Below are 23515 nucleotides of genomic sequence, written 5' to 3'. Positions count from 1 at the left end.
CTTTCATCTTCCAGGTGATGCCATGCCGAGGATAGCAATTATTGGAGGTTCCGGAGTATACGACCCCAAGCTGCTTCAGAACGTCAGGGAGGAGTTCGTGAGCACTCCCTATGGAAAGGTCCGGGTGAAGATTGGAGAGTACGACGGGGAGGAGGTAGCCTTCCTAGCGAGGCACGGCGAGGGGCACAGCGTTCCGCCGCACAAGATAAACTACCGCGCCAACATCTGGGCGCTCTATGAGCTCGGTGTGGAGAGGATTCTTTCCACGTCGGCCGTCGGCTCCCTCAACGAGGCCATGAAGCCGGGCGACTTCGTCGTTCTCGACCAGCTTCTGGACTTCACCAAGACGAGGCACTACACATTCTACGACGGCGACGAGAGCCCGCACGACAGGAAGTTCGTTGCCCACGTCGATTTCACGGACCCATACTGTCCCGAGCTCAGGAAGGCCCTGATAACTGCCGCCAAGGAGCTTGGCTTCGACTACCACCCAACGGGCACCTACGCCTGCATGGAGGGTCCGAGGTTTGAGACTAGGGCGGAGATACGGGCGCTCAAGATACTCGGCGCCGACGTCGTCGGAATGACCCAGTGCCCCGAGGCCGCCTTGGCGAGGGAGCTGGAGATGTGCTATGCCAGCGTCGCCATCGTCACGAACTTCGCCGCCGGCATAAGCAGGGAGAAGCTCACCCACACCGAGGTTGTCGAGCTGATGGCCCAGAAGAGCGAGGAGATAAAGTACCTCCTCATGAAGTCCATCCAGTACATTCCGAAGGAGAGGCACTGTGGATGTAAGGACGCCCTGAAGGGCGCGACCGGGGAATGACTCCCCTGCTATTTTTTCTTCATTGTTGAAACATTCAGTACCCGCGTTTTGAACCAGAGGTTAACGAAAAGTTAAAATCCTTTGGTGTGTAACTATAACCGAAAACCTTTAGGGGGGTCTAACATGAAGTACGATGTTGTTATCATAGGCGCGAGCGCCGGTGGCCTGACCGCGGCGATTTCGGCCCGGAAGTTCTACCCCAACAAAAGCGTTCTGGTCATCAAGAGGGAAGATGTTGCCATGGTCCCCTGTGGCATCCCGTACATCTTTGGCACACTGGAAAGTGTTGACGATGACATTCTTCCAGTCGAGAAGTTCCTGGAGCCGCTTGGAGTGGACATATTGACTGATGAGGTTACGGAGATCGACCCGAGGGCAAAGCTCGTGAGGACTGCCTCCGGGAAGGAGATCGCCTGGGAGAAGCTCGTCCTTGCGACCGGTTCAAAACCCGTCAAGCCGGAGTTCCCTGGCTCTGAGCTGGAGGGAGTTTACACCGTCCCGAAAGACTACCACTACCTGAAGGAGTTCCGTGAGAGGCTCGGGGAGGCGGAGAAGGTCGTCATCGTCGGCGGCGGCTTCATAGCACTCGAGGTCGGCGATGAGATAAGAAAGCTCGGAAAGGACGTGACGATTCTCGTGAGGAGCAGGCTCCTGAGGAGCTCCTTCGATAGGGAGTTCAGCGAGATGGTCGCGGAACGGCTTGAGGAGAGGGGCATAAAGGTCGTCTATGGACAGGTTGAGCGGATCCTTGGTGAGGAAAGGGTCGAGCGTGTGAGGCTCATCGACGGAAGCGAGCTTCCCGCGGACCTCGTTATATTCTCCATCGGCTACAGGCCGAACGTCGAGCTGGCCGTTAAGGCTGGCCTCAGGGTTACGCGCTACGGCATCTGGACCGACGAGTACATGAGAACCTCTCACCCGGACATCTTTGCCGTCGGCGACTGCGTGGAGCACAGGGACTTCTTCACGGGCAAGCCCTACGGCCTTATGCTCGCTTCAACGGCAACCTTCGAGGCGAGAATAGCCGGTGCGAACCTCTTCAAGCTCCAGATAGTCCGTGAGAACAGGAGGACGATAGGCGTTTACTCCACCAACGTTGCAGGTCTCACCCTTGCGGCCGCGGGCCTCACCGAGGAGGCCGCCAGGAAGGAAGGCTTTGAAGTCATAGTTGGCACCGCCAAAGGCCCCGACAGGCACCCGGCGAAGTTCCCGGACACCTCGATGGTGACGGTTAAGCTCATCTTCTCCCGCGACAGGGGAGCGATACTCGGGGCACAGATAGCTGGTGGAAAGAGCGTCGGCGAGATGATAAACATTCTCGCCCTCGCGATACAGAAGAGACTCACCGCGAGCGAGCTCTACACCCTCCAGATAGCGACCCACCCGCTCTTGACTGCTTCGCCAATAGGCTATCACGTCGTCAAGGCCGCCGAGGATGCCCTCGCGAAGCTGAGGGCCTGAAGGGTTTCGTGCGATTTCACCGCTTCTTTTTTTATCTTGGCCTTTTGGAAAAGGTTGGCCAAAAATATTTTTCTCTCCGAAAAGCAAAAATAAGTCGGGCACTGTTTAACTGCAACTTAAACTTGATTTAACCTCGAAATAAACTTTTTTCAATAGGTTTCATCTATGTTCTGGCATCACAAGGGCAACTTGAGGATAAACTCACTCCAGAACTTGCCAATTCTTAGAATGGCACTCTTCTTCCGCCATCTGCCAGGACGTTCGAACGATAGTGAGAACGGAGCTGAAGCTTTTGGAAAAAGCTTCACCAAAAGTTAGTAGTTCTTCACTGGGGATATCGGGGTGAGCTGGTTTTCAATTCCAGTCATTAATTCTTTTTGAGCGAGAATACTTTGAAAAACCCTTAGAAGGGTTTACCCCCTTCTGACGCCCTCTGGGCGTCTATTTGAAGTTAAACCCACTCAAAAAGAGACGCAACCTTATATGTTCTCGTCTTTTAAATACCCATTTGACATAGAAACCACCTAAGAACTTACACTTTGCGAGGAACTACAAACCTTGATCAAACTTCGCCTGCGCGAAGTTTGTTAGAATGGTGCGGTGGCCGGGATTTGAACCCGGGCCAGCGGCGTGGCAGGCCGCTGTCCTAGACCAGGCTAGACTACCACCGCACTTTGCGGCCCGTTACATACTCACCTGTGGTTGATTTATAAATCTTTCGGTCCCGCCGGACGGTTAAATTTATAAAGCGTTCTCTGGAAGGTTTAGCTGGCAAGTGCCCCGGTGGCCTAGTCTGGATAGGGCGCGAGGCTGCGGACCTCGAGGTCCGGGGTTCGAATCCCCGCCGGGGCGCCACAGAAACTTTTGCCAAGCAAAAGTTTCATCAAAGTTGGTAGCTCTTTTTGGAAAGCTGAATTCTAATGATTTTCCTACCTACTGGCAGTTTTGGGTATGAGAACTTTTCGATTTGCTCTTTGAGTACGGGTTTAACTTTAAATCGACGCCCAAAGGGCGTCAAGAGGGAATAAACCCCTGTTGATGCCTTTATCTGATGTGTTCTCTTCTGAAAGTCTGTGGGGGCTTGTGAGTAAAATCTCTCCTATTCGAACCCTTGGATGAAGAGCTACCAACTTTTGGTGAAGCTTTTCCAAAAGCTTCCTTCGCATGTTGAGGCTTTGCCTCAACACCTCGAGAAGCTTCGCTTCCCAAGGAGCGCTGGCGGAAGATCAAATGCCTTTTCTATAATGTTCTCAGGCAGGTTTTGATTTCAAGTTGTTGTCGCCTGTTGGATTGTTTCGTTATCTAAAGGCCCCTTGAGGGGGCCAATAAGAGAAAAGAAATCTTTGCGAGCGTTTCAGGAAACAACAAAACAAAAACTTGGGTGTCAAACCCTTCTCAGCCCCGGGAACCAGACTTTCTTCCCTGCCTTCTCCTTTTCCTCATCCCACTCGGCGAGTATCTTCACGGCTTCGCTGGCAACGAGGGCGGCCTCCTTCTCCCCGGCCTTGCCGAACTCGTTGGTCACCCTGTTGGCGAAGACGGAGCAGACGCAGCCGGCCCTCAGCCCGTAGATGCTGGAAAGCGTGTAGAGCGTCGCCGCCTCCATCTCGAAGTTGGTGACGTTGGCCTGCCTCAGGTCGTCCATTATGTGCTTTGCGAAGCTCGGGAAGTAGCCCCTGAGTCCCGGTCTCCCCTGGCCGAGGTAGAAGCTGTCGGTCGAGGCGGTGATGCCGATGTGGTAGCGGACTCCGAGGGTTTCAGCCGCCTCTATCAGCGCGAGGGTAACCTCAAGGTCCGCAACGGCGGGGTATTCGACGCGGACGTACTGCTTTGAAGTCCCCTCAAGCCTCACAGCGGCCTTCGCTATGATCAGGTCCCCTATCTCCATTCCCGGCTGGATTGCACCGGTCGAGCCGACCCTTATGAAGGTGTCCGCGCCTATCGCGGCGAGCTCCTCTACCGCTATAGCCGTCGAGGGGCCGCCTATTCCGGTTGAGGTGACGCTTATGGGAACCCCCTTATACCTGCCGGTGTGCGTTCTGTATTCCCTGTGGAAGGCTATCTCCCTAGCCTCGTCCCAGAGGGAGCTTATCTTCGGAACCCTCTCGGGATCGCCGGGGAGCAGGACGTACCTCGAAACGTCCCCCGGTTTGCACGCGATATGGTACTGGTAACCCTCTTCCGTCTGAGGTCTCTCTGCCGAAACGAACTTCTCAACCATGGCAACCACCTTTTTATTCCCTGCGCGTTATGTATTGCCACCTGAACCTAAAAACCCTTGGGTGGTACCATGCTCGTCTGTTCACACTGCGGAAAGGGGTACCCCGAAACGTTTCGCCTGACCTGCGACTGCGGCGGAACCCTGCTCGTGAAGAGGAACCACACTGATTTCTTCGGCAGCCTTCGGCCCCACATTGATATGCGGCGCTACCTCAATCTCCTTCCGGTGAATGAGGATTACATCCCTCCAGCAACGCCCGCCATAACCCCCGTGAGCACCCTCCCAATCGGCCAAGTCAGCGGGTTCTTCAAGCTTGAGTACCTCCAGCCGAGCGGTTCCTTCAAGGACAGGGGCACCTGGGTGACTGTGGCGAAGCTGAGGGAGGAAGGCATCACCGAGGTAGTCCTTGACAGCTCCGGAAACGCTGCCCTGAGCTTTGCCCTCTACGGCCTCGCTTCGGGAATCAGGGTTCACACATTTGTCTCATACGACACGCTCCCCGGAAAGCTCTCGCTCCTCCAGCGCCTTGGGGCGGTGATTCATTTCGTTGACGGCGACAGGATGACCGTTCACGGGAGGGCGGTGGAGTTCGCGGAGAAGAGCGGGATTACCTACGTCTCCCACTGGCTCAACCCGTACTTCCTTGAGGGAACAAAGACGGCCGCCTTTGAGGTTTACGAGCAGCTCGGCGTCCCCGACTACGTTATCGCTCCGGCCGGAAGCGGAACGCTCTTCCTCGGTCTCTGGAAGGGATTCTCAGAACTCAAAGGTATGGGAGAGATAGAGGAGCTCCCTACCTTTGTCGCCGTCCAGGCCTCGGGCTACGAGAGCCTCTGCGAGCGTTCGTCGGTTAAAAGCCGCCTTGCGGAGGGAATAGCGATACCCGAACCCCCACGACTGGAGGAGATGAAGGCAGTTCTTGATGAAACCGGAGGGACCTGCGTAAGCGTCGAGGATTCTGAAATAGAGCGGGCTTTGGAATGGCTCTGGGGGAGGGGTTTCATAGTGGAGCCGACCTCTGCAACGGTTCTCGCGGCCTTGTGGAAGCTCCAGGAGAGCGGCTTCATCCCATCTGGCTCAGGGGTTCTCCTTCCGCTCACCGGCTCCGGGCTGAAGATGGTCGAAGGTATTTAAGGTTTGAATCATAAGAACCGCTGGAGGTGGGAGAATGGCTGAGATGAGATACCCCGCCGTTGCAGGCAGCTTCTACCCCTCGGGCGAAGCGCTCATCGAGATGCTGGAGGAGTTCTTGGGCGACCTCGGCGAGGAGGGAAGCGAGAGGAGGATTACTGCCGGCGTTGCGCCCCATGCCGGCTACGTCTTCTCGGGCTACACGGCTTCGAGAACGTACAAGGCCATCTTTGAAGACGGTCTCCCCGAGACCTTCGTAATCCTCGGGCCAAATCATACCGGCCTCGGCTCTCCGATAGCGATCTATCCTTCCGGAAAGTGGCGCACACCCCTCGGTGACGTTGATGTTGATTCCGGGATGACCAAGGCCATAGCAAAGCTCTCGGGAATAGCCGACCTCGACGAGCTGGCCCACAAATACGAGCACTCGATAGAGGTCCAGCTCCCCTTCATCCAGTACCTTAGTGAACTCGCCGGAAAGGAAGTTAGAATAGTACCGATAGCCCTCGGCATTCAGGACGAGGAGGTTTCCGAAGACCTTGGAAGGGCAGTATTTGAAGCCTCGCAGGAGCTCGGCAGGGACGTCGTCGTTATTGCAAGCACCGACTTCATGCACTACGGCCCGATGTACGGCTATGTGCCCTTCAGGGCGAGGGCGAGCGAGCTTCCGCACAGGATAAAGGAGTGGGACTTCCGCGTGATAAGGAGAATCCTCGACTTCGACGTTAAGGGCATGTTCAGGGAGCTCCGTGAGATGAACCACACCATGTGCGGGCCTGGCGCCGTCGGAACGGCGATGGTTTACTCCCGCTCCGCCGGAGCGCTTGAAGCCGAGCTGCTCCACTACACGACGAGCTTCGAGGTCAGCCGCTCTACGGATGCCATCGTCGGCTACGCGAGCATAGTCTTCAGGCGGTGAACGAAAAGGCCATAAGGGGCTTTTCTTATTTTCTACCATGCAGACCACACGAGTTAGGACACTTGAGGATGTTCAAAAAATCCTGCGTGCTCACCGGAGGGAACTGAGTGAAAAATACGGTGTTAGGCGCATTGGTATATTTGGTTCCTATTCACGAAACGAGCAGAGAATGGAGGGCGATGTTGACATTCTCGTGGAGTTCGAGCGGCCCGTTGGGTTAATGACGTTCGTTCGTCTTCAGGAATACCTGGAGGAACTCCTTGGGGTTAAGGTTGACCTTGTAACCAAGGGCGCCCTAAAGAAGCGCCTCAAAGAACGTATCCTTAAAGAGGTGAAATACGTATGAGAAACCTTCTGGAGGGTCAAAGATGAGGGTTCTGGCATCTGCCCCGGCTAAAATTATACTCTTCGGCGAGCACAGCGTCGTTTACGGCAAGCCCGCGATAGCTGCTGCCATAGACCTCAGAACCTACGTGTGGGCGGAGTTCAACGATAGGGGTGCGATAAAGATAGAGGCCAAGGACATACGCGTTCCGGGACTCACCGTGTCCTTCTCCGAGGACGAGATTTACTTCGAGAGCGACTACGGTAAAGCTGCCGAGGTTCTCAGCTACGTCCGTCAGGCAATAGAGCTGGTGAGAGAGGAAGCCGATGCAAACGGAAAGGGAATCACGGTCTCGATAACATCCCAGATTCCCGTTGGGGCCGGTTTGGGTTCCTCAGCCGCCGTGGCTGTGGCGACCATCGGGGCTGTCTCAAAGCTCCTCGGCCTTGAACTGACCAACGAGGAGATAGGAAAGCTGGGCCATAAGGTCGAGCTCCTCGTCCAGGGGGCATCGAGCGGTATAGACCCAACGGTTTCGGCCATAGGCGGCTTCATCCACTACGAGAAGGGGGACTTTGAGCACCTGCCCTTCATGGAGTTGCCCATAGTCGTCGGCTACACGGGTTCGAGCGGGTCAACGAAGGAACTTGTGGCCATGGTGAGGAGAACCTACGAGGAAATGCCCGAGGTCATAGAACCGGTGCTCGTTGCGATGGGCAAGATAGTCGAGAAGGCCCGCGACGTTATAACCTCCGACCTCGACGGGGAGCTCCGCTTCGCCCAGCTCGGACGTCTCATGAACATCAACCACGGCCTCCTAGATGCCCTCGGGGTTTCAACGAAAAAACTAAGCGAGCTGGTATATGCTGCTAGGGTTGCGGGGGCGATAGGGGCGAAGATAACCGGCGCCGGCGGTGGTGGCTGTATGTACGCCCTGGCCCCGGAGAACCAGAGCGAGGTTGCAACCGCCATAACGATAGCCGGTGGAACGCCGATGATAACGAGGATAAGCCGCGAAGGGCTGAGGATAGAGGAGGTTCTGCTATGATAATCGTAAAAATCGGCGGCAGCGTCTTCAGCGATAAGAAGGGTGAGCCCGAGAACTTCGACCATGAAACCGTCAGAAACATAGCGAAGGAAATAGCCAAGTTCTATCCCCGCGAGGACTTCATCATCGTCCACGGTGGCGGGAGCTTCGGCCACCCCGAGGCGAAAAAGTACGGTATACGGGAAGGCCTTCCAGAGGACTGGGATACCGCCAACTTCAGGAGGATAGGCTTCACAGAGACCCATCAGGCCATGCTCCGGGCAAACGCGAACTTCATCAAAGCGTTCGTCCGTGAGGGGCTGCCGGCCTTCTCCGTCTCGACCTCGTCCGTCTTCATAACCGAGAACGGTGAGGTCGCCTACGGGGACATGGAAGTCGTGGAAAGGCTGCTGGAACTCAGGTTCATTCCCGTTCTCTTCGGAGACGTCTCGATAGACCTCGCGAAGGGCATCGACATACTCTCCGGCGACCAGATCATCACATACCTCGCCAAGATGCTTGAGCCGGAGAAGGTCATCTTCCTCATGGACGTTGACGGAATCTACGACGGCAGGCCCGGCGAGGGGAGACTGATTCAGAACCTCAGCAGGGAGCAGATAGATTCCCTCCTCGAAAGGCTTCACTGCACGGCGGCTGGCACCGACGTCACCGGCGGAATCTGCAACAAGCTGGAGGAGGCGAAGAAGATAGCCGAACACTCGGAGGTCTGGTTCGTCAATGGAAAGGTCTCTGGAAGGCTGAGCGGGGCGATACGGGGCGACGGCTTTGGAACGAGAATCAAAAAGTAACGCCCGCAAATCGTAAGCTTTTTATTTTCATCTGGTTATTCACCACGGGGATTCAGGATGGCTAGAAAGGCCCTCGCCGTTGTGCTTATCATTGTGGTCTTTGGATGGGCGTTCCTCGGCATTGAAACGGCCGCCAGAATGGGTGCCCTGAACGACTTCATGGCCGGCCCTGAGGACCTCAGGGTCACTGGCTCCGTTGCGGAGACGTCGAACGGGTCTGTACTCGTCATCGAGTGGCATCTCCAGAGGAAGCCCCTGGAGCGGCTCCTGAACGGCCGTGACTCGGTGTTCCTGTTCTATCCCTCGGGTGTTCACGTATCCGGAGATGTCTACTCGCTCATAGCAGGCTTTCCCTGGGTGAACCTCACGGTTTACCCCACGGGAAGGCAGGTAACCCGGAGCGAGATTGATTATATCGTCTGGTATTACGACACCCCCGGCTGGGCCGTTCCGAAGGTTGAGATGGTGAGGGCGGTCTATCCCGTTCCCCCAAACGTGAGCGGTGGTAGGATAGAAGTTCCCTTTGCGGCAACAAACTGGTCCATCTGTTCGTCTGTCCCCGTAATCTTCGCTTACTTCCACGACACCGGCGGAAAGCAGGTAAATCCGGATCACATCGACCTCCGGCCGAGGATCGGTCTCGGCCCGAACTACCCAGTTTTTGGCAACGGCACGCTTGAGGTGCTCTTTGACTTCAACACGACCCATTGGGTCGAATTGTATAGGGGGAAGCGCGGCGGCTGGATGGAGGTTAGGGTCTTCAACGTCACACTTCCCTGCGAAAGCGGCTGATTATCCCCAGGCTTCCTTTATCTTTATGTACACCTCCGCGGAGCCTATCGAATGGAAATGACCGAGATGAACCCTCTGCCATCCGAGCACGCGCCCTCGCTCGTCCGTTAGGATGGCTTCCCTCCAGTTCCGCCCATCCAAAATTTTCACCTTCACCTCAAAGCCGAGCCGCTCTGCTTCCCCGGGCGTCAGTCCAATGGAGTAGACTTCGGCCCTTCCAATCCTCTCGTAGACCGCAGGGATCACTCCCCTGTCGAGAGCACCCTTCCCCGCGACCTCCTCCGCTATCAACCGCGCGTAATGTCCGGCGACGAAGCCTAAGGGACGGTAAACGGCCTTTCCGGTGATGAAGTCCCAGCTCATCGCGCAGTCCCCAAGGGCGTACACGTCGGGAATCGCGGTTCTCCCAATCCTGTCAATCTCTATCGGCCTCCCATCGTCCCTCAAAAGCGAGGAGTTGGGCCTCACACCCGTGGCTAGAACAATCGCATCTACATCGAGTCTCCTCCCGTTCGCCAGTTTTATCTCCTCTACCCTTCCATTTCCCTCAACCTCTTTCATGAGGGAACCCGTAAGAACATGTATCCCCAGAGATTTCAGATGTTCCTCAAGGAACTCCGAGAGTTCTCCCGCTAAAATGCTGGGAAGTATGCTCTCCCTCGCCTCGATCACCGTGACGGCGTGTCCCCTCTCCTTCAGCGCCACCGCCGCCGTCAGCCCGACGAGCCCGGCCCCGATTACCGCTACCCTGCTTCCGGAGGGTAGGGAGGTGAGAAACTCAACGTCTTTCCGGCCGTGGAATCCGATAACGCCCCTCCTCTCAATCCCTTTTATCGGGGGCACGAAGGGCTTTCCTCCCGTTGCCACCACCAACTTGCCATATCTCAGCCGGCGTTTTCCGTTTCCGGTTCTAACTACAACGAGCTTTTCCTTCTCCCTGAGCTCGACGGCCTCACCCTCCACAACATCAATGCCTGCCCTTTGAAGGTTCTCCGCAAGGCCGAGTGCGGCCTCGTTTGGGGAGAGTCCCCTGGAGACTATCTCCCCAAGGCGGTTCCTCGTGTAGTGCGGCCATTCCTTGGCCACGATGGTTATTCCCCCCGCATCAATTCCGTTTTCAATGAGGTTGAAGGCCGTGTAGAGCCCCCCGATTCCGCCGCCGATTATCACGATTTTCCCTTCCATGCTCTCACCGCAGACCCTTGAATTCGAGAAGCTCCACCACCGAAGGTTTCTCCCTCATCAGGGCACTCTTCCTCTCGACCCTCTCGTAGAGGAGGGCGCCCTCTTCACAGGCCTCGACGCACCTTGGGCTTCCGGAGCAGAGGTCGCACTTCGCCATCGTCCCGTCGGGCCTTAGGAAGACCGCGCCGAATGGACACACCGCAGTGCAGGCCTTGCAGGAGGTGCAGAGGGACTGGTTCAGGGTCACAGCTCCGTTCTCCGAAACGCTGAGCGCCCCGAACTCGCAGACCTCGACGCAGGGTGCTGGGTTGCAGTGACGGCAGACTATGATGTCCCATCGCCCCGGAAGGGTGGGAAGGGGAATCACCCTGATCCCGTCCTCGACCGGGCACGCCTCGACGCAGTCCATGCAGCCGGTGCACTTCTCCGTCAGAACGTGGAGAAGGTACTCCATCAGACGTCCAGCTCCCCGCTCTTCTCCACGAGCTCCAGCAGGTATTCAACGGCCTCTTCCGCCTTTTTCCTTGGATGTTCTGACGTCTCCTTCCCGCCGTAGAGTCCGTAGGCAACTCCGGCAGCTTTGGCCTTCTTCAGCTCCCTCACGGCCTTCTTTTCCTCCATGTAGACTATGGCATCGTGTGGACAAACCGCCACGCACTCGGGCTCACCCTCGCAGAGGTCGCACTTTATCGGCCTCGCCTCCATCTCAAAGCTTATCGCCCCGAAGGGACAGGCGTAGGCGCATTCCCTGCAGCCTATGCAGCGGTCGTAGTTTATGATGTAGGCCCCGTTTTTGTCCCTGCTTATCGCATCCACTGGACAGACCCTCTCGCAGGCCGCATCCTGGCACTGGAGGCAGTAGACCTGAACCGATGTCTGTACCTCGGGCTTGGTGAGGATGGTTATCCTCGACAGCGAGAGGTCGAAGACGCTGTGGTGCTTGAAGGAGCATGCTAATTCGCAGAGGTGGCAGCCGGTGCAGTTCTCGTAGATAACCGCCAGCACGAACATTCAGGCCACCTCCCTTACCGGGCCGTCCCACTCGGGAAACTCCTTCCCCTCTATCTCATCTGCGACGTAGCCGATGCCGAGCCTTTCCAACGTTTCCCTCCTCGGATAGGCGGTCTCCACGTCGCACCCGCGTCTTTCAAGGTACTCATCAACGAGCCCCCAGTGCCGCCTTACCTGCGCCTTTGCCCTCTCCGTCGCGGCGAACTCGGGCGGGAACTTGACGTCGTAGTGCTTCTTCTTGATCCCCTGCTTGACGTTGAAGGCCATCTCCGTTAGGTATATCCTGTCGGTCGCGTCTATGACGTCCTTCTCTGTGAACTCTATACCCGTGAATGCCGTCAGAAGCATCGCCGTCCCCTTGAAGACCGGATACTTCCAGACGAGCGGAACCGCCTGGAGCCAGCTGTTTATCGAGCCCTTGCATCTCCCGAGGGAATCGGCTAAGGTACAGGCCCTCTCGCCGTAGATGAGCGCCCCGACGGGGTCCTTCCTGTAGTCGGGCAGGCCGGCTTTGAGCATCCCCTTAACTGCCTCGATGTCCATTAGCTTGTCGTTCTCCCAGTAGGCCCACGAGCGTCCCCTCAGGTGGTCGGCCCCCCTCGTCGAGGTCGCGTGGGAGAGGGTGAAGATTCCGTTGATGAAGTCAACCTCGTACCAGCCCCTGTTCACGCCCTTCACGTCGTAGCAGTAGGCTAAAGCCTCCTCTCCGTAGAGCTTTGCAAAATTGCGGTAGCCCTCGGCGAGTTTGTCCCCGAAGCCCTTCCTATAGGCGGTCATCTCGATGAGCTGGATCTGTCCCTCGGCATCTCCCCACTCAAGCGAAAGGCCCTTCACATCCTCCCCTCTCAGGATTCCCTTCTCGTGGAGGAGCCTCGCGAGGGCTATCGTGTCTCCGAGCGTCATCACGTCCATACCGTACTCGTCCGCCATGTGCTCCATCCGCAGGATCGCCTCAGTATCGGTTACGCAGTTGTTGCTCCCGAGGGCGTATATCGACTCGAACTCGCTTGAGGTGCCGTATTCGCCCGTGCTCGGCAGGTAGTAAACGTCCTTGCAGGCGAGAGGACAGGAGAAGCACTGGGTTCTCCCGACCTCGTACTCGGCCAGATCCTGCGGCCTTAACCCGATCGGCAGCTCCTCCGCGCTGAGAGGAACCTGGAAGTACTTCCAGCTCGGGTACCACTGTATCAGCCCGTAGTGGGTTCCAATTACTGAATAAATCCTCTTGACGAACTCGTTGCGGTTGAAGTAGTCGATATCTTCTTTGGCCATCTCGTAGAACCGCTCGGGGTCAGCAGGCTCAACCTCCTTCGTCCCGATGACCGCTATCGCCTTGAGGTTCTTCGAGCCCCACACGGCGCCGCTTCCCCTCGCCCCGGAGTGGTACTTGTCCACCATCGTCGTGGCGAAGCGCACGAGGTTCTCTCCGGCAGGCCCTATCCCCGCAACGCTCACCTCATCGCCGTGCTTGTCCCTCAGCCACTCAACGGTCTCGCCGGTGGTCATGCCCCAGAGCTCCTCTGCGTCCTTTATCTCCACCTCGTCGTCCTCGATGAACACGTACTTCGGTTTTTGGGCCCTCCCGGTCACGATTATCTGCTCGTAGCCGGCGAACTTCAGCATCGCCGAGAATTCGCCGCCGGCGTTACCGTCTCCGAGGATGCCAGAGAGGGGCGAAAGGGTGCTTATATGAAGCCTGCTCGTCATCGGAAGTGCCGTTCCCGCGAAGGTCCCGTTGCCCAGTGCGAGAACGTTCTCCGGGCTCAGCGGGTCTATTCCCCCGGGTACCATGTCGAAGAGGGCCTTTGAGTTGAACCCCCTTCCCCCGAGATACCGCTTCACGGTCTCGGCCGAAACTTCCCGTTTGACGACCTTCTCCCTCGTTAGGTCGATGATTAGAACACTGCCCGCATTCGGCCCGGATGGTGTTGACATTTTTTCATTCCTCCGTTAAATGGCTCGTAATATACCAAGTCCTACGTTGATGTATATAAGCATTGCCTGGGTGGTTGAGAAATTCTGCCGTGCTCCAAAAACCTCTTAACCTTCTGCTCCATTCTCTCTTCGGTGGTTGAAATGGAGGCTTTTGATAAGGAGGAACTCACGATCATCAGGAAGTTTGAGCACATCGAGCACTGCTTGAAGAGAAACGTCCAGGCCCACGTTTCCAACGGCTTTGAGGACGTCCACTTCGTCCACATGAGCCTGCCCGAGATAGACAAGGAGGAAATAGACCTGAGCGTCGAGTTTCTCGGGAGGAAGTTTGATTATCCCATTTTCATAGCCGGGATGACCGGCGGGACAAGGGGCTCCCAGCTGGCGGGCAAGATAAACAAGACCCTGGCGAAGGCCGCCCAGGAGCTGAACATCCTAATGGGTGTCGGCAGTCAGCGCGCCATGATTAGAAAGCCCGAAACCTGGGAGAGCTACTACGTCCGCGATGTCGCGCCCGATGTTTTCCTCGTCGGCAACCTTGGAGCACCGCAGTTCGCCGAGACGATGCCCGGCAGGTACGGTATTGAGGAGGCTTTGAAGGCCGTCGAGACCATTCAGGCAGACGCTCTGGCGATACACATGAACCCGCTCCAGGAGAGCGTCCAGCCGGAGGGCGATACCCAGTACAGGGGCGTTCTTAATGCTTTAGCTGGGCTCAAGGCCGAGTTCCCCTACCCGATAATAGCGAAGGAAACCGGTGCCGGCGTTTCTATGGAGGTTGCGGTGAGGCTTGAGAGCATCGGGATAGACGCGATTGATGTCGGCGGCCTTGGCGGGACGAGCTGGAGCGGCGTTGAGTACTACAGAGCAAAAGACGAGATAGGAAGAAACATGGCCCTCAGGTTCTGGGACTGGGGAATTAAGACTGCAATAAGCGTCGCAGAGGTTAGCTACGCCACCGACCTGCCGATTATAGCCACCGGCGGAATGCGCGACGGGATAACGATGGCGAAGGCTCTGGCGATGGGTGCTACGTTCGCCGGCGTTGCGCTGCCCCTCCTCAAGCCGGCCGTGAAGGGCGACGTCGATGGAGTAATCAAAGTCCTCCAGCGCTACATCGAGGAGATAAGGAACGCCATGTTCCTCGTCGGGGCGAGGAACGTCGAGGAGCTCAGGAAGGTTCCGCTCGTGGTTACGGGCTTCACGAGGGAGTGGCTTGAGCAGAGGATCGACCTGCCGGCTTACCTGAGGAGCCGGTGATTTTTATCCCCTTCTTCGGTTCTCGGGAATGCACACCTTTTTAAACCCCTGCCCACAACTAAGACCAACGCAGCCCCACGCCTCAGGAGAGGCCTGGGGGCGTAAGGAGGAATAGATATGATAAAAATCTACACCATTAGCGGTTACGAGGAAGTCGGCAAGAACATGACCGCCGTCGGCTACTCCAACGGCGGCAGGGAAGAGGTCGTCATAATCGACATGGGAATAAGGCTCGACCGCGTTCTCATCCACGAGGACGTCAACATCCAGCAGTTTCCGGCCAAGGAGCTCCAGAAGCTCGGCGCCATCCCGGACGATTCCATTCTCAGGAACAAGAAGGTCGTTGCGATAACCTTCACCCACGGGCACCTCGACCACATAGGCGCCATCGGCAAGCTCGCGCCCCACTATCCCGACGTGCCCATATACGGAACGCCGTACACAATAAAGCTCGCCAAGAGCGAGGTCAAGAGCGAGCAGTATTTCGAGGTCAAGAACCCCATGTACGAGACCGGGTTTGGCGAGATAGTCCAGGTCAGCGAGAACCTGGCCATCGAGTTCGTCCAGATAACCCATTCGATACCGCAGGCGGCAATGGTGGTCGTCCACACGCCCGAGGGCGCGGTCGTCCACACCGGCGACTTCAAGTTCGACAACAACAATCCCCTCGGCGAGAGGCCGGACTACAAACGCCTCAAGGAGCTCGGTAAGGAGGGCGTCAAGGTTCTCATTCCTGAATCCACGCGCGTCTCCGAGCCGACCAAAACCCCGAGCGAGGCCGTTGCCCAGATGCTCCTGGAGGACTTCTTCCTCTACGAGGGCATGGAGGCGGACGGGCTGATAGCGACTACCTTCGCCAGCCACATTCCAAGGCTCCAGGAACTCATATGGATAGCCAACAAGATGGGCAGGCAGGCTGTCTTTGTGGGCCGCTCTCTGGCCAAATACACCGGCATCGCCAAGCAGCTCGGGCTGATACGAATGAAGGGCGCCCGCGCCGTCAGGAGCCCCAACGCCATAAGGAAGGTTCTCGCGGAGGTCTCGGGCGCGAGGGAGAACTACCTCCTCGTGGTCACCGGCCATCAGGGCGAGCCCGGGGCGGTCCTGACCAGAATGGCAAACGGCGAGCTCTACGACATCGGCAAGCGCGACACCGTGGTTTTCTCCGCTGGAACGATACCGAATCCACTCAACAAGGCCCAGCGCTACGTCCTTGAGACGAAGCTCAAGATGAAGAACGTCAGGATGATAAAGGACCTCCACGTTTCTGGCCACGCCAGCAGGGAGGACCACCGCTACCTCATCAGAATGCTGAACCCTGAGAACATCGTTCCCGCCCACGGTGAGTTCAGGATGCTCACCCACTACGCGGAGCTGGCCGAGGAGGAGGGCTACCTGATAGGCAGGGACGTCTTCGTGTCGCGGAACGGCTACCTGGTCGAGATAAGGTAGGGTAAAACTGATAAAGAGTTGCCCTATTTTTCCTTTAGATTGCTTTCATCGCTCACGGGGTGATATAATGGGGAAGTACGATGAGCTGTTCGCAAGGGTTAAAGAGATGGCGAAGGACGTTGACGCGGCTATATTCGAGCTCATCCCTGAGAAGGAGCCGAAGAACCTCTACGACGCATCCAGACACTATCCGCTCGCCGGTGGAAAGCGCGTCAGGCCGTTCGTAGTTCTCCGTGCCGCCGAGGCGGTGGGAGGCGATCCGAGAAAGGCCCTCTATCCGGCAGCCGCCGTCGAGTTCATCCACAACTACTCGCTGGTTCACGATGACATAATGGACATGGACGAGCTCAGGCGTGGAAGGCCGACCGTCCACAAGCTCTGGGGCGTCAACATGGCAATTCTGGCAGGTGACCTGCTCTTCAGCAAGGCCTTCGAGGCGATAGCCAAAGCGGAGGTCAGCCCCGAGAAGAAGGCGAGAATCCTCGACGTCCTCGTTAGAACCTCCAACATGCTCTGCGAGGGACAGGCCCTCGACATAGAGTTCGAAACGAGGGATGAGGTAACCGTCGAGGAGTACCTCAAGATGATAAGCGGCAAGACCGGGGCGCTCTTCGAGGGCTCTGCGGAGATAGGCGCGATAGTCGGGACGGACAACGAGGAGTACATCAAAGCTCTCGCCAAGTGGGGAATGAACGTGGGCATAGCCTTCCAGATATGGGACGACGTGCTCGACCTCATCGCCGACGAGGAGAAGCTCGGAAAGCCCGTCGGCAGCGACATAAGGAAGGGCAAGAAGACGCTGATAGTCAGCCACTTCTTCGACCACGCGAGCGAGGAGGACAAGGCCGAGTTCCTGAAGGTCTTCGGCAAGTACGCGGGCGATGCAAAGGGCGACGCGCTCATTCACGATGAGAAGGTCAAGGAGGAGGTTGAGAGGGCCATCGAGCTCCTCAGGAAGTACGGGAGCATAGACTACGCCGCTCAGTACGCCAAGGATCTCGTGAAGGAGGCAAACGAGGCCCTAAAGGTTCTTCCGGAGAGCGAGGCCAGGAAGGACCTGGAGCTGCTCGCCGAGTTCTTAGTGGAGAGGGAGTTCTGATCCTGACCCCTCTCCTTTGATTCCCTCACCAATGGGTTCTCATACAAAATCTTTTAACATCGCTCCCCCTAATTATTCTCTGGTGAACAGTATGGGACAGTCTAAGTGGGGAGTTCTCATCATAATGAGCGCGGCGCTCTTCATAATGTTCATCGACACGACGATGATGAACGTTTCTATAAGCGCCCTCGTCGCGGATTTGAACACGACCGTCTCCGGCGTCCAGGGTGCGATAACGCTCTACGCCCTCGTGATGGCGGCGTTCATGATAACCGGTGCGAAGCTCGCGGACATTTGGGGAACAAAGAAGGTTTTCTTCAGAGGGCTGGTCATATACACCGTTGGAACGCTGATGGCCGCCTTCGCTCCAAACCTTGCCGTTCTTCTTCTCGGATGGTCCATCCTCGAGGGCATCGGCGCCTCGATGATGATGCCCGCAACGGTTACGTACATCACCAAGGCTTACACCGGCAAGGACAGGGCCTTCGCCTTCGGCGTCTGGGGAGGCGTCGGCGGAGCGGCGGCAGCCTTCGGCCCGATTATTGGCGGTTTCTTCACGACCTACATCACCTGGCGTCTCGGCTTCTTCATGGAAGCCTTCATCGCCGCGGGGATATTCGCCTACATGAAGATACTCTCCGACTATAAACCTGAGAAGCGGATAACGCTTGACGTTATCGGAGCGGCACTCGTTGGCGTTGGTCTGTTCCTGCTGACTCTCTCGGTCCTCATAATGGACCCGCTGTCGAACCCGCCGGTTCTTCTCCTCATGGTCGCCGGCTTGGTCGTTCTGGCGGCCTTCTGGAAGTACGAGAAGAAGCGCAAGGAGCGGGGAGAGGACGTCCTCATCGACGTGGACATCTTCAAGTCGAAGGTCTTCACCGTTGCAAATCTTGTCAGCATCTTCTTCCAGATAACCCTCGCGGGCATAATGTTCACCGTTCCGGTCTTCGTCCAGCAGTATCTCCACTACAACGCCATCGAGACGGGCTTCGTTATAGTCCCTCTCTCGATAATGATGTTCATCTTCTCCCTGAGCGGGCAGAGGTTCGCGAAGTACCTCACTCCGAAGCAGATAATCCAGCTTGGCATAGTTCTAACCTTCCTCGGTCTTTACCTCGTCCTGCGCGTCCTGAAGCCCGGCGTGGAAGGTTCTGACTTCGCCATCGGCCTCGCCCTCTACGGCACTGGCTTTGGCCTGATATTCTCCCAGATAACCAACCTCGCTATGATGGGGGCAAAGCCGGAGCAGCAGGCGGACGCCTCGGGAATATTCAACGCCCAGAAGCAGTTTGGCCTGTCCCTTGGGACGGCATTCATCGGTGCGGTCCTGGTTCTCGGTGTTATCCACAGCATAACCCGGCAGATTTACGAGTCCGGCCTCTTCGAGGGAAGCAAGGAGCAGATAAAGGAGGCCGTGATTCAGTGGATAATCAAGATGCAGCAAGGGGAACTCAACATTCCGCCCGAGTACCACGACGCGGTGCTCCAAATCGTGAACAACTCCTTCATAGACACGATGAAGGTCGCGATAATTTTCATGATGGGCGTGCTGGTCATCAGCGCGTTGCTGTCGTTCCTCCTGCCGAGGGGGGAGAAGGCCGGGGCCGTTCCGGAACCAGAAGCGGTGAAAGAACCGGAGGGAAAGGAGTAGAGTAGCTAACATTAACGGGTGATGTGGTATGGGGGCAGACGTAACGGGTGCCCTCGTTGGTCTCGCCTTTCTTCTTTATTCTGTGATAGTCGGGATAAATGGTTTGCGAAGTGATGACGCCAAAAAACAGATGTGGACAAGTTTAGCGCTCTTCTTTGGGGCGATCCTCTTTGGTCTCTGGGTCAAATATTGGCGGCCTTAACTCCTTTTGTATCCTTTGAACAGAATAAAAAGAGAAGTGAGGAGCTCACTCCACAAACACCGCCGGCTTCAGCGGCATCGCGGCCTTCTTCTTTCCACCCCTGTCCTCTTCCGGGTTGATGATTATCTCGATACCGAGCTCTTTCTCCATGAAGTCCTTGGCTTCCCTCAGGGCTTTCTCCTCGTCTATGCGCTTGACGTCGAAGGCCCTCTCCTTGATGAGCCTCTGTATCAGCTTGCTTATCTCCTTGCCGCGCTTCCTCATCTCCGGATCCTTCATGAGCTCTGACATAGCTGCCTTGAAGTCCCTCTTCTCCGCGACGACCTCGACAACGCGCCACTTCCACTCCGGGGCGGTGTAGACGTAGGCCCTCTTGGCGTCCTCTATCTTTGCCACGCGGATGATCTCCTTGATGTCCTCGATGAGGGACTTGACGAACTCCTCCTCGGCCTCGATGGTCTCGTTCCACCACTCTTCGACCGGCTCCGGCCACTTCGCCAGGCTCACGAAGCCCTCTCCGCCCAGCTTCTCCCAGAGCTCCTCGCTGATGTGCGGTGTAAATGGCGCCATCAGCCTGACCCAGACCTCGGCGAGCTTTCTAAGGACGAAGCGCTTGGCGGCATCATCTCTTCCCTCGGTTCTCCTCATGTACCAGCGCAGGTCGTTGAGTACGCTGTAGAACGCCCACTGCACGGCAGTTCTCGTCCTGAACTCCTCGAGAGCCTGGGTTGCCCCCTCGATGGCTTTATTCAGACGGTGCAGCATCCACTTATCAATGTCCTTAAGCTCGGTCTCCTCCGCTTCATAGCCTGCGAACTCGCTTATCAGCTCGTAGAACCTCTCAACCTGCCTGCGGAGCTTTCCGACTTCCTTCCTGCGCCAGTCGAAGTCGCTGTCGTGTTCCGCTAATCCCATTATGTAGAGCCTCACCACATCGGCACCGTTCTCCTCGATTGCATCTATGAAGTTCAGCACGTTGCCCTTGCTCTTGCTCATCTTGGTGCCCTCGAGCGTTCCGAAGCCGTTGACGGCTATGCCCTTCGGCCAGTGCTCCTTCCTGAAAATCGCCGTGTGGTTGAAGATGAAGAACGTCAGGTGGTTCGGGATGAGGTCTTTGGCGGAACAGCGCCAGTCGAGCGGATACCAGTACTCGAACTCCTCCTTCATCTCGCGGATCATCTCGGCCGGGATTCCGGTCTTCTCTTCGAGTTCCTTCTCGCGCTCCTCGCTGAACTCCTCCAGGAACAGGTAGTCGAAGAACTCCCTCGTGAGCTTCTCCGGGTCGAGCCTGCCCTCTTCGCGGAGCCTGTTCATGTGCCTGCTTATCGTGTAGTAGGCCATGTAGATGGTCGAGTCGCTCAGGCTCTCGATGACCCAGTCGGGGTCCCACGGGAGCGGCGTTCCAAGGCCGACTTTCCTCGCGCAGGCCTTCTTGTCAAGCCAGTCTATCACCGCCTCGAACTGGGCCCTTCTGCTCTCGGGGTAGATCGTCATCTCCGCCAGCGCTTCCCTCGCCTTCTCCTTCCACTCGGGGTTTCCGTAGTCTATGAACCACTGGTCGTGGATTATCTTGATGACCGCCTGGTTGCCGAAGCGGCTTATCACCGGCTTCTCGGCGAACTCGTACATTATCTCGGCTATGCCCGTCTCCTGGAGCTCCTTGGCTATGAGGTCTTTGGCCTCCTGGACGGACTTGCCGGCGTAGGGCTCTATCTTGAAGACTCCCTTGTGGTACTCGGCCTTGTAGATGTTCTTCGTCGCCTCTTCGAGAGTCTCAACGTCCTTCTGGCTCTGCACGCCGAGTTTCTCAGCCTCTTCAACCGCCGGGAAGTCGCCGTAACCCTCGAGCTTGATCAGTGAGATGTAGCTTATCTCCTCAACGATTCTCGGGTCTATGTCGTATTTGAGCAGAATTTCGGTTTCCTTCTTGAGGTCTTCGAGGGCAACGTGGTCGAAGGGAGCGTGGGCCGGGACGCTCATGACGACTCCGGTCGCGTTGTCCGGGTCAACGAACTCCGCAGGCAGGATGATGACCGCATCGCCGGTGACCGGGTTCTTCACGTATTTGCCTATCAGCCTCTCGCCCTTGAACTCCTCCAGAACCTCAATCTCCCTGTCCTGGAAGGAGAGCTTGTAGGCGGCCTCCTTGCTGATTATCCACGTCTCAACTTTATCGCCCCGCTTGACCTTCGCCTTGACGTAGGTTGCCTCGGGGTTCAGCCACATGTTGGTGACGCCGTAAACCGTCTCCGGCCTCAGCGTCGCCGCTGGAAGGTAGATTTCCTCGCCGTCCTCCTCGAGGATGAACTTGATGATGACGTAGTCCAGTATTTGAACGTCCTCTCCTTCCATTATGTCATGGTCACCGAGGGGCGTTCCGACGACCGGGTCCCACCTGACCCTGTGGGCACCCTTAACGACCAGTCCCTTGTCCTTGAGCGTCCAGAACTGCCACTCTATGAACTTGCTGAAGGGCGGGAAGAGGCTCGTCGTGTGGAATTCGCGCGTCCAGTCGACGGAGAAGCCAGCCCTGATGAAGGTTTCCTTCGCGGCCTTCATGAAGTAGTTGACTATCTCCTTGGGATCCTCGAACTTCCAGAGAATATCCTCCGGAACCTTGTAGACGTCGCGGTAGATGTGTATCGTCTTGGGGTCGCGGTGCTTTATCCTCTCGGCGATTCCGACTATCGGCGCACCGGTGATGTGCCACGCCATCGGAAAGAGGACGTTGTAGCCCTGCATGCGCTTGAAGCGCGCTATGACGTCGGGAATCGTGTAGGTTCTTGCGTGGCCGACGTGGAGGTGTCCCGAGAGGTACGGGAAGGCGACCGTGATGTAGAACTTCTTCTCCTTTGGTTTCTCATTTGCCTTTGGTTCGAAGGCCTTCTCTTCCAGCCAGCGCTTCTGCCACTTCTCCTCAATGGCCTTGAAGTTAAGCTCAGCCATGGCTATACCTCCTCAGAATTTTTTCAAAAGAGCGTGAGCGATACTCCAGAATAGGGGGGCTATTCGGGAAATCAGGCACGGTTGCGATTCCAGCGATGGAGAAGACACTCCCCCCTCATTGGCATCAGAGCGAGTAACGGCTTTGGGTATTTAAGGTTTTTGATAGAAGGAATTGGGTAGAATCGCAAACGTTTTGTACCCCTTGAAAGACGCTACATGGGGGGCGCATTCAATGAACATAAGCGAAGTGCTCGGTATTGTCATGGCCTCACTGAGCCTCACAATCTCAGCCCTTTTCATCCTGAAATGTCGCGATTCGGGGAGGTTCTACCCCTTCGCAGCTGCGGGCTGGATTTTTCTGGCCCTTCACGCGGTTCTTAGGGTTGCTGGTGTTCCTGTTTCCTTGCGTGAAGTGCTGACGTATCCCTTCGCCCTCTCAATTTCTCTGTATATTGTTCTGAATGCCGTTGAGTTCAACCCCCAAATCACGAGGCTCCTGTGGATGTATATGCTCATACCAACCTCCCACATTCTCTACCGCGTTATCAACTACGCTGGGGTTAATCCTCCGGTCTGTGTGGGGGGAATTGCAGGAGACTCCGGGGTGATGCTTCTCATAACTGCTTACATCGCCTATGTTGCCTTCAAAAGGGCGATTCTACCGCTCTCCATCATTCCAATAGGAGTCGTCCTGATGTTATACAAGGTTATTCAGGGAACCCCTTTTAGTTTCTCCTTGATGGCCTTTGGAATCACTGTGTTTGCCCTCGCAACGATTAGGGTTATGGGGCTAAGGCTCTTCAAGGGCGGGAGCGTTCCCGAAGTCGAAACGACGGGGCTCGTGCTCGTTGAGGAGAGAAAGCTTAAGCCTCTCCTCAATAAATATCATAATTCTCCAATCCTGCTCCTCACCCGTGGGGAAGGGGAGTTCCCCGAGAGTTGGTCAGTTTTTAGATTATCCTCGGTTCCCTTTGAGAACTCGATACCGCCAACTGCCCTTGAACGGCTTAGGCATATCATAGTCCAGTATCTGGTCGAGGCCAGAAAGAGTGGGTCCCGGGGACTCGTGGTGCTGGACTGCCTTGACTTTCTGTTCCTCTACAACGACAGACTCGCCGTTTTAAAGTTCCTTGGCGACATTAGGGACCACGCCATAGTTAATGGGGGCGTTGTCTTCGTGGTAGTTGGTGAGTCAGTAGATGAACAGACGAGACGGCTCATTGAAAAGCTGAGCGATGAAAAGATTTAAAGGAACGAAGG

General features: G+C 56.6%; 19 protein-coding genes and 2 tRNA genes. 14 read left to right on the top strand and 7 right to left on the bottom strand.

Translation table 11 applies throughout. The features are described 5' to 3' along the window. Positions 1–22 precede the first annotated feature (22 nt). Positions 23–826: an S-methyl-5'-thioadenosine phosphorylase gene (mtnP, locus tag GQS_RS04600; RefSeq protein WP_014012504.1), complete on the top strand. Its 804-nt coding sequence runs from the start codon at positions 23–25 to the stop codon at positions 824–826. Between the two features lie 123 nt (positions 827–949). Beyond that, on the top strand, positions 950–2287 hold the full coding sequence (locus tag GQS_RS04595; protein WP_014012503.1) for an NAD(P)/FAD-dependent oxidoreductase: 1338 nt from the start codon (positions 950–952) through the stop codon (positions 2285–2287). Positions 2288–2880: 593 nt separating this feature from the next. Here the strand turns inward: GQS_RS04595 and GQS_RS04590 are convergent. After that, positions 2881–2958: transfer RNA gene (locus tag GQS_RS04590), tRNA-Gly, on the bottom strand. A gap of 106 nt (positions 2959–3064) precedes the next feature. Between GQS_RS04590 and GQS_RS04585 the strand changes: the two genes are divergently transcribed. Continuing rightward, positions 3065–3142 (top strand) — tRNA-Arg (locus GQS_RS04585). 529 nt (positions 3143–3671) lie between these two features. Here the strand turns inward: GQS_RS04585 and udp are convergent. Then, the gene (gene udp, locus GQS_RS04580; RefSeq protein ID WP_014012502.1) at positions 3672–4508 is read right to left on the bottom strand and encodes a uridine phosphorylase; all 837 of its coding nucleotides are present in this window, start codon (positions 4506–4508) and stop codon (positions 3672–3674) included. A gap of 69 nt (positions 4509–4577) precedes the next feature. Between udp and GQS_RS04575 the strand changes: the two genes are divergently transcribed. Genes GQS_RS04575 through GQS_RS04550 form a run of 6 tightly spaced genes read left to right on the top strand, consistent with a single transcriptional unit; the run spans position 4578 to position 9511 of the window. After that, the gene (locus GQS_RS04575; protein WP_014012501.1) at positions 4578–5642 is read left to right on the top strand and encodes a pyridoxal-phosphate dependent enzyme; all 1065 of its coding nucleotides are present in this window, start codon (positions 4578–4580) and stop codon (positions 5640–5642) included. A gap of 34 nt (positions 5643–5676) precedes the next feature. Beyond that, positions 5677–6558, top strand: coding sequence for an MEMO1 family protein (locus tag GQS_RS04570; RefSeq protein ID WP_014012500.1), 882 nt, complete (start codon positions 5677–5679; stop codon positions 6556–6558). Positions 6559–6595: 37 nt separating this feature from the next. Next, the gene (locus GQS_RS04565) at positions 6596–6904 is read left to right on the top strand and encodes a nucleotidyltransferase family protein (RefSeq protein WP_014012499.1); all 309 of its coding nucleotides are present in this window, start codon (positions 6596–6598) and stop codon (positions 6902–6904) included. A 22-nt stretch (positions 6905–6926) separates the two neighbouring features. Beyond that, positions 6927–7931, top strand: coding sequence for a mevalonate kinase (locus tag GQS_RS04560; RefSeq protein WP_014012498.1), 1005 nt, complete (start codon positions 6927–6929; stop codon positions 7929–7931). Next, positions 7928–8719 (top strand): isopentenyl phosphate kinase, encoded by a 792-nt coding sequence (locus GQS_RS04555; RefSeq protein ID WP_014012497.1) that lies wholly within the window; start codon positions 7928–7930, stop codon positions 8717–8719. Before GQS_RS04560 ends, GQS_RS04555 begins: the two co-directional genes overlap by 4 nt. A 57-nt stretch (positions 8720–8776) precedes the next feature. Beyond that, a complete protein-coding gene (locus GQS_RS04550; protein ID WP_014012496.1) occupies positions 8777–9511 on the top strand; it encodes a hypothetical protein in 735 nt (244 codons plus the stop codon). Here GQS_RS04550 and GQS_RS04545 read toward each other — a convergent pair whose 3' ends face one another. Genes GQS_RS04545 through GQS_RS04530 form a run of 4 tightly spaced genes read right to left on the bottom strand, consistent with a single transcriptional unit; the run spans position 9512 to position 13642 of the window. Further along, complete coding sequence (locus tag GQS_RS04545) at positions 9512–10696, bottom strand: NAD(P)/FAD-dependent oxidoreductase (RefSeq protein WP_014012495.1); 1185 nt, start codon at positions 10694–10696, stop codon at positions 9512–9514. A 4-nt stretch (positions 10697–10700) separates the two neighbouring features. Beyond that, complete coding sequence (locus GQS_RS04540; RefSeq protein WP_014012494.1) at positions 10701–11150, bottom strand: 4Fe-4S dicluster domain-containing protein; 450 nt, start codon at positions 11148–11150, stop codon at positions 10701–10703. Next, positions 11150–11707: a 4Fe-4S dicluster domain-containing protein gene (locus tag GQS_RS04535; RefSeq protein WP_014012493.1), complete on the bottom strand. Its 558-nt coding sequence runs from the start codon at positions 11705–11707 to the stop codon at positions 11150–11152. Before GQS_RS04535 ends, GQS_RS04540 begins: the two co-directional genes overlap by 1 nt. Beyond that, positions 11708–13642 carry an aldehyde ferredoxin oxidoreductase family protein gene (locus GQS_RS04530; RefSeq protein ID WP_014012492.1) on the bottom strand — a complete coding sequence of 645 codons (1935 nt, stop codon included), beginning with the start codon at positions 13640–13642 and terminating at the stop codon, positions 11708–11710. A 141-nt stretch (positions 13643–13783) separates the two neighbouring features. On the opposite strand from GQS_RS04530, the gene fni reads away from it, so the two are divergent. From fni to GQS_RS04510, 4 genes are all read left to right on the top strand, one after another. After that, a complete protein-coding gene (gene fni / locus GQS_RS04525; protein ID WP_014012491.1) occupies positions 13784–14902 on the top strand; it encodes a type 2 isopentenyl-diphosphate Delta-isomerase in 1119 nt (372 codons plus the stop codon). A 117-nt stretch (positions 14903–15019) separates the two neighbouring features. Continuing rightward, complete coding sequence (locus tag GQS_RS04520; RefSeq protein WP_014012490.1) at positions 15020–16354, top strand: RNase J family beta-CASP ribonuclease; 1335 nt, start codon at positions 15020–15022, stop codon at positions 16352–16354. A gap of 67 nt (positions 16355–16421) precedes the next feature. After that, entirely contained in the window at positions 16422–17453 is a 1032-nt protein-coding gene (locus GQS_RS04515; protein WP_014012489.1) for a polyprenyl synthetase family protein, read from the top strand. Positions 17454–17544: 91 nt separating this feature from the next. Further along, a complete protein-coding gene (locus tag GQS_RS04510) occupies positions 17545–19107 on the top strand; it encodes an MFS transporter (RefSeq protein WP_014012488.1) in 1563 nt (520 codons plus the stop codon). A gap of 247 nt (positions 19108–19354) precedes the next feature. Here the strand turns inward: GQS_RS04510 and leuS are convergent, their stop codons facing one another. After that, positions 19355–22255 (bottom strand): leucine--tRNA ligase, encoded by a 2901-nt coding sequence (leuS, locus tag GQS_RS04505; RefSeq protein ID WP_014012486.1) that lies wholly within the window; start codon positions 22253–22255, stop codon positions 19355–19357. Positions 22256–22487: 232 nt separating this feature from the next. On the opposite strand from leuS, the gene GQS_RS04500 reads away from it, so the two are divergent. Next, positions 22488–23504, top strand: coding sequence for a DUF835 domain-containing protein (locus GQS_RS04500; protein WP_014012485.1), 1017 nt, complete (start codon positions 22488–22490; stop codon positions 23502–23504). Positions 23505–23515 lie beyond the last annotated feature (11 nt).

Origin of the sequence: Thermococcus sp. 4557 (assembly GCF_000221185.1) — an archaeon.
GTDB lineage: Archaea > Methanobacteriota_B > Thermococci > Thermococcales > Thermococcaceae > Thermococcus.
This window is presented reverse-complemented; position numbering and strand designations above follow the sequence as displayed.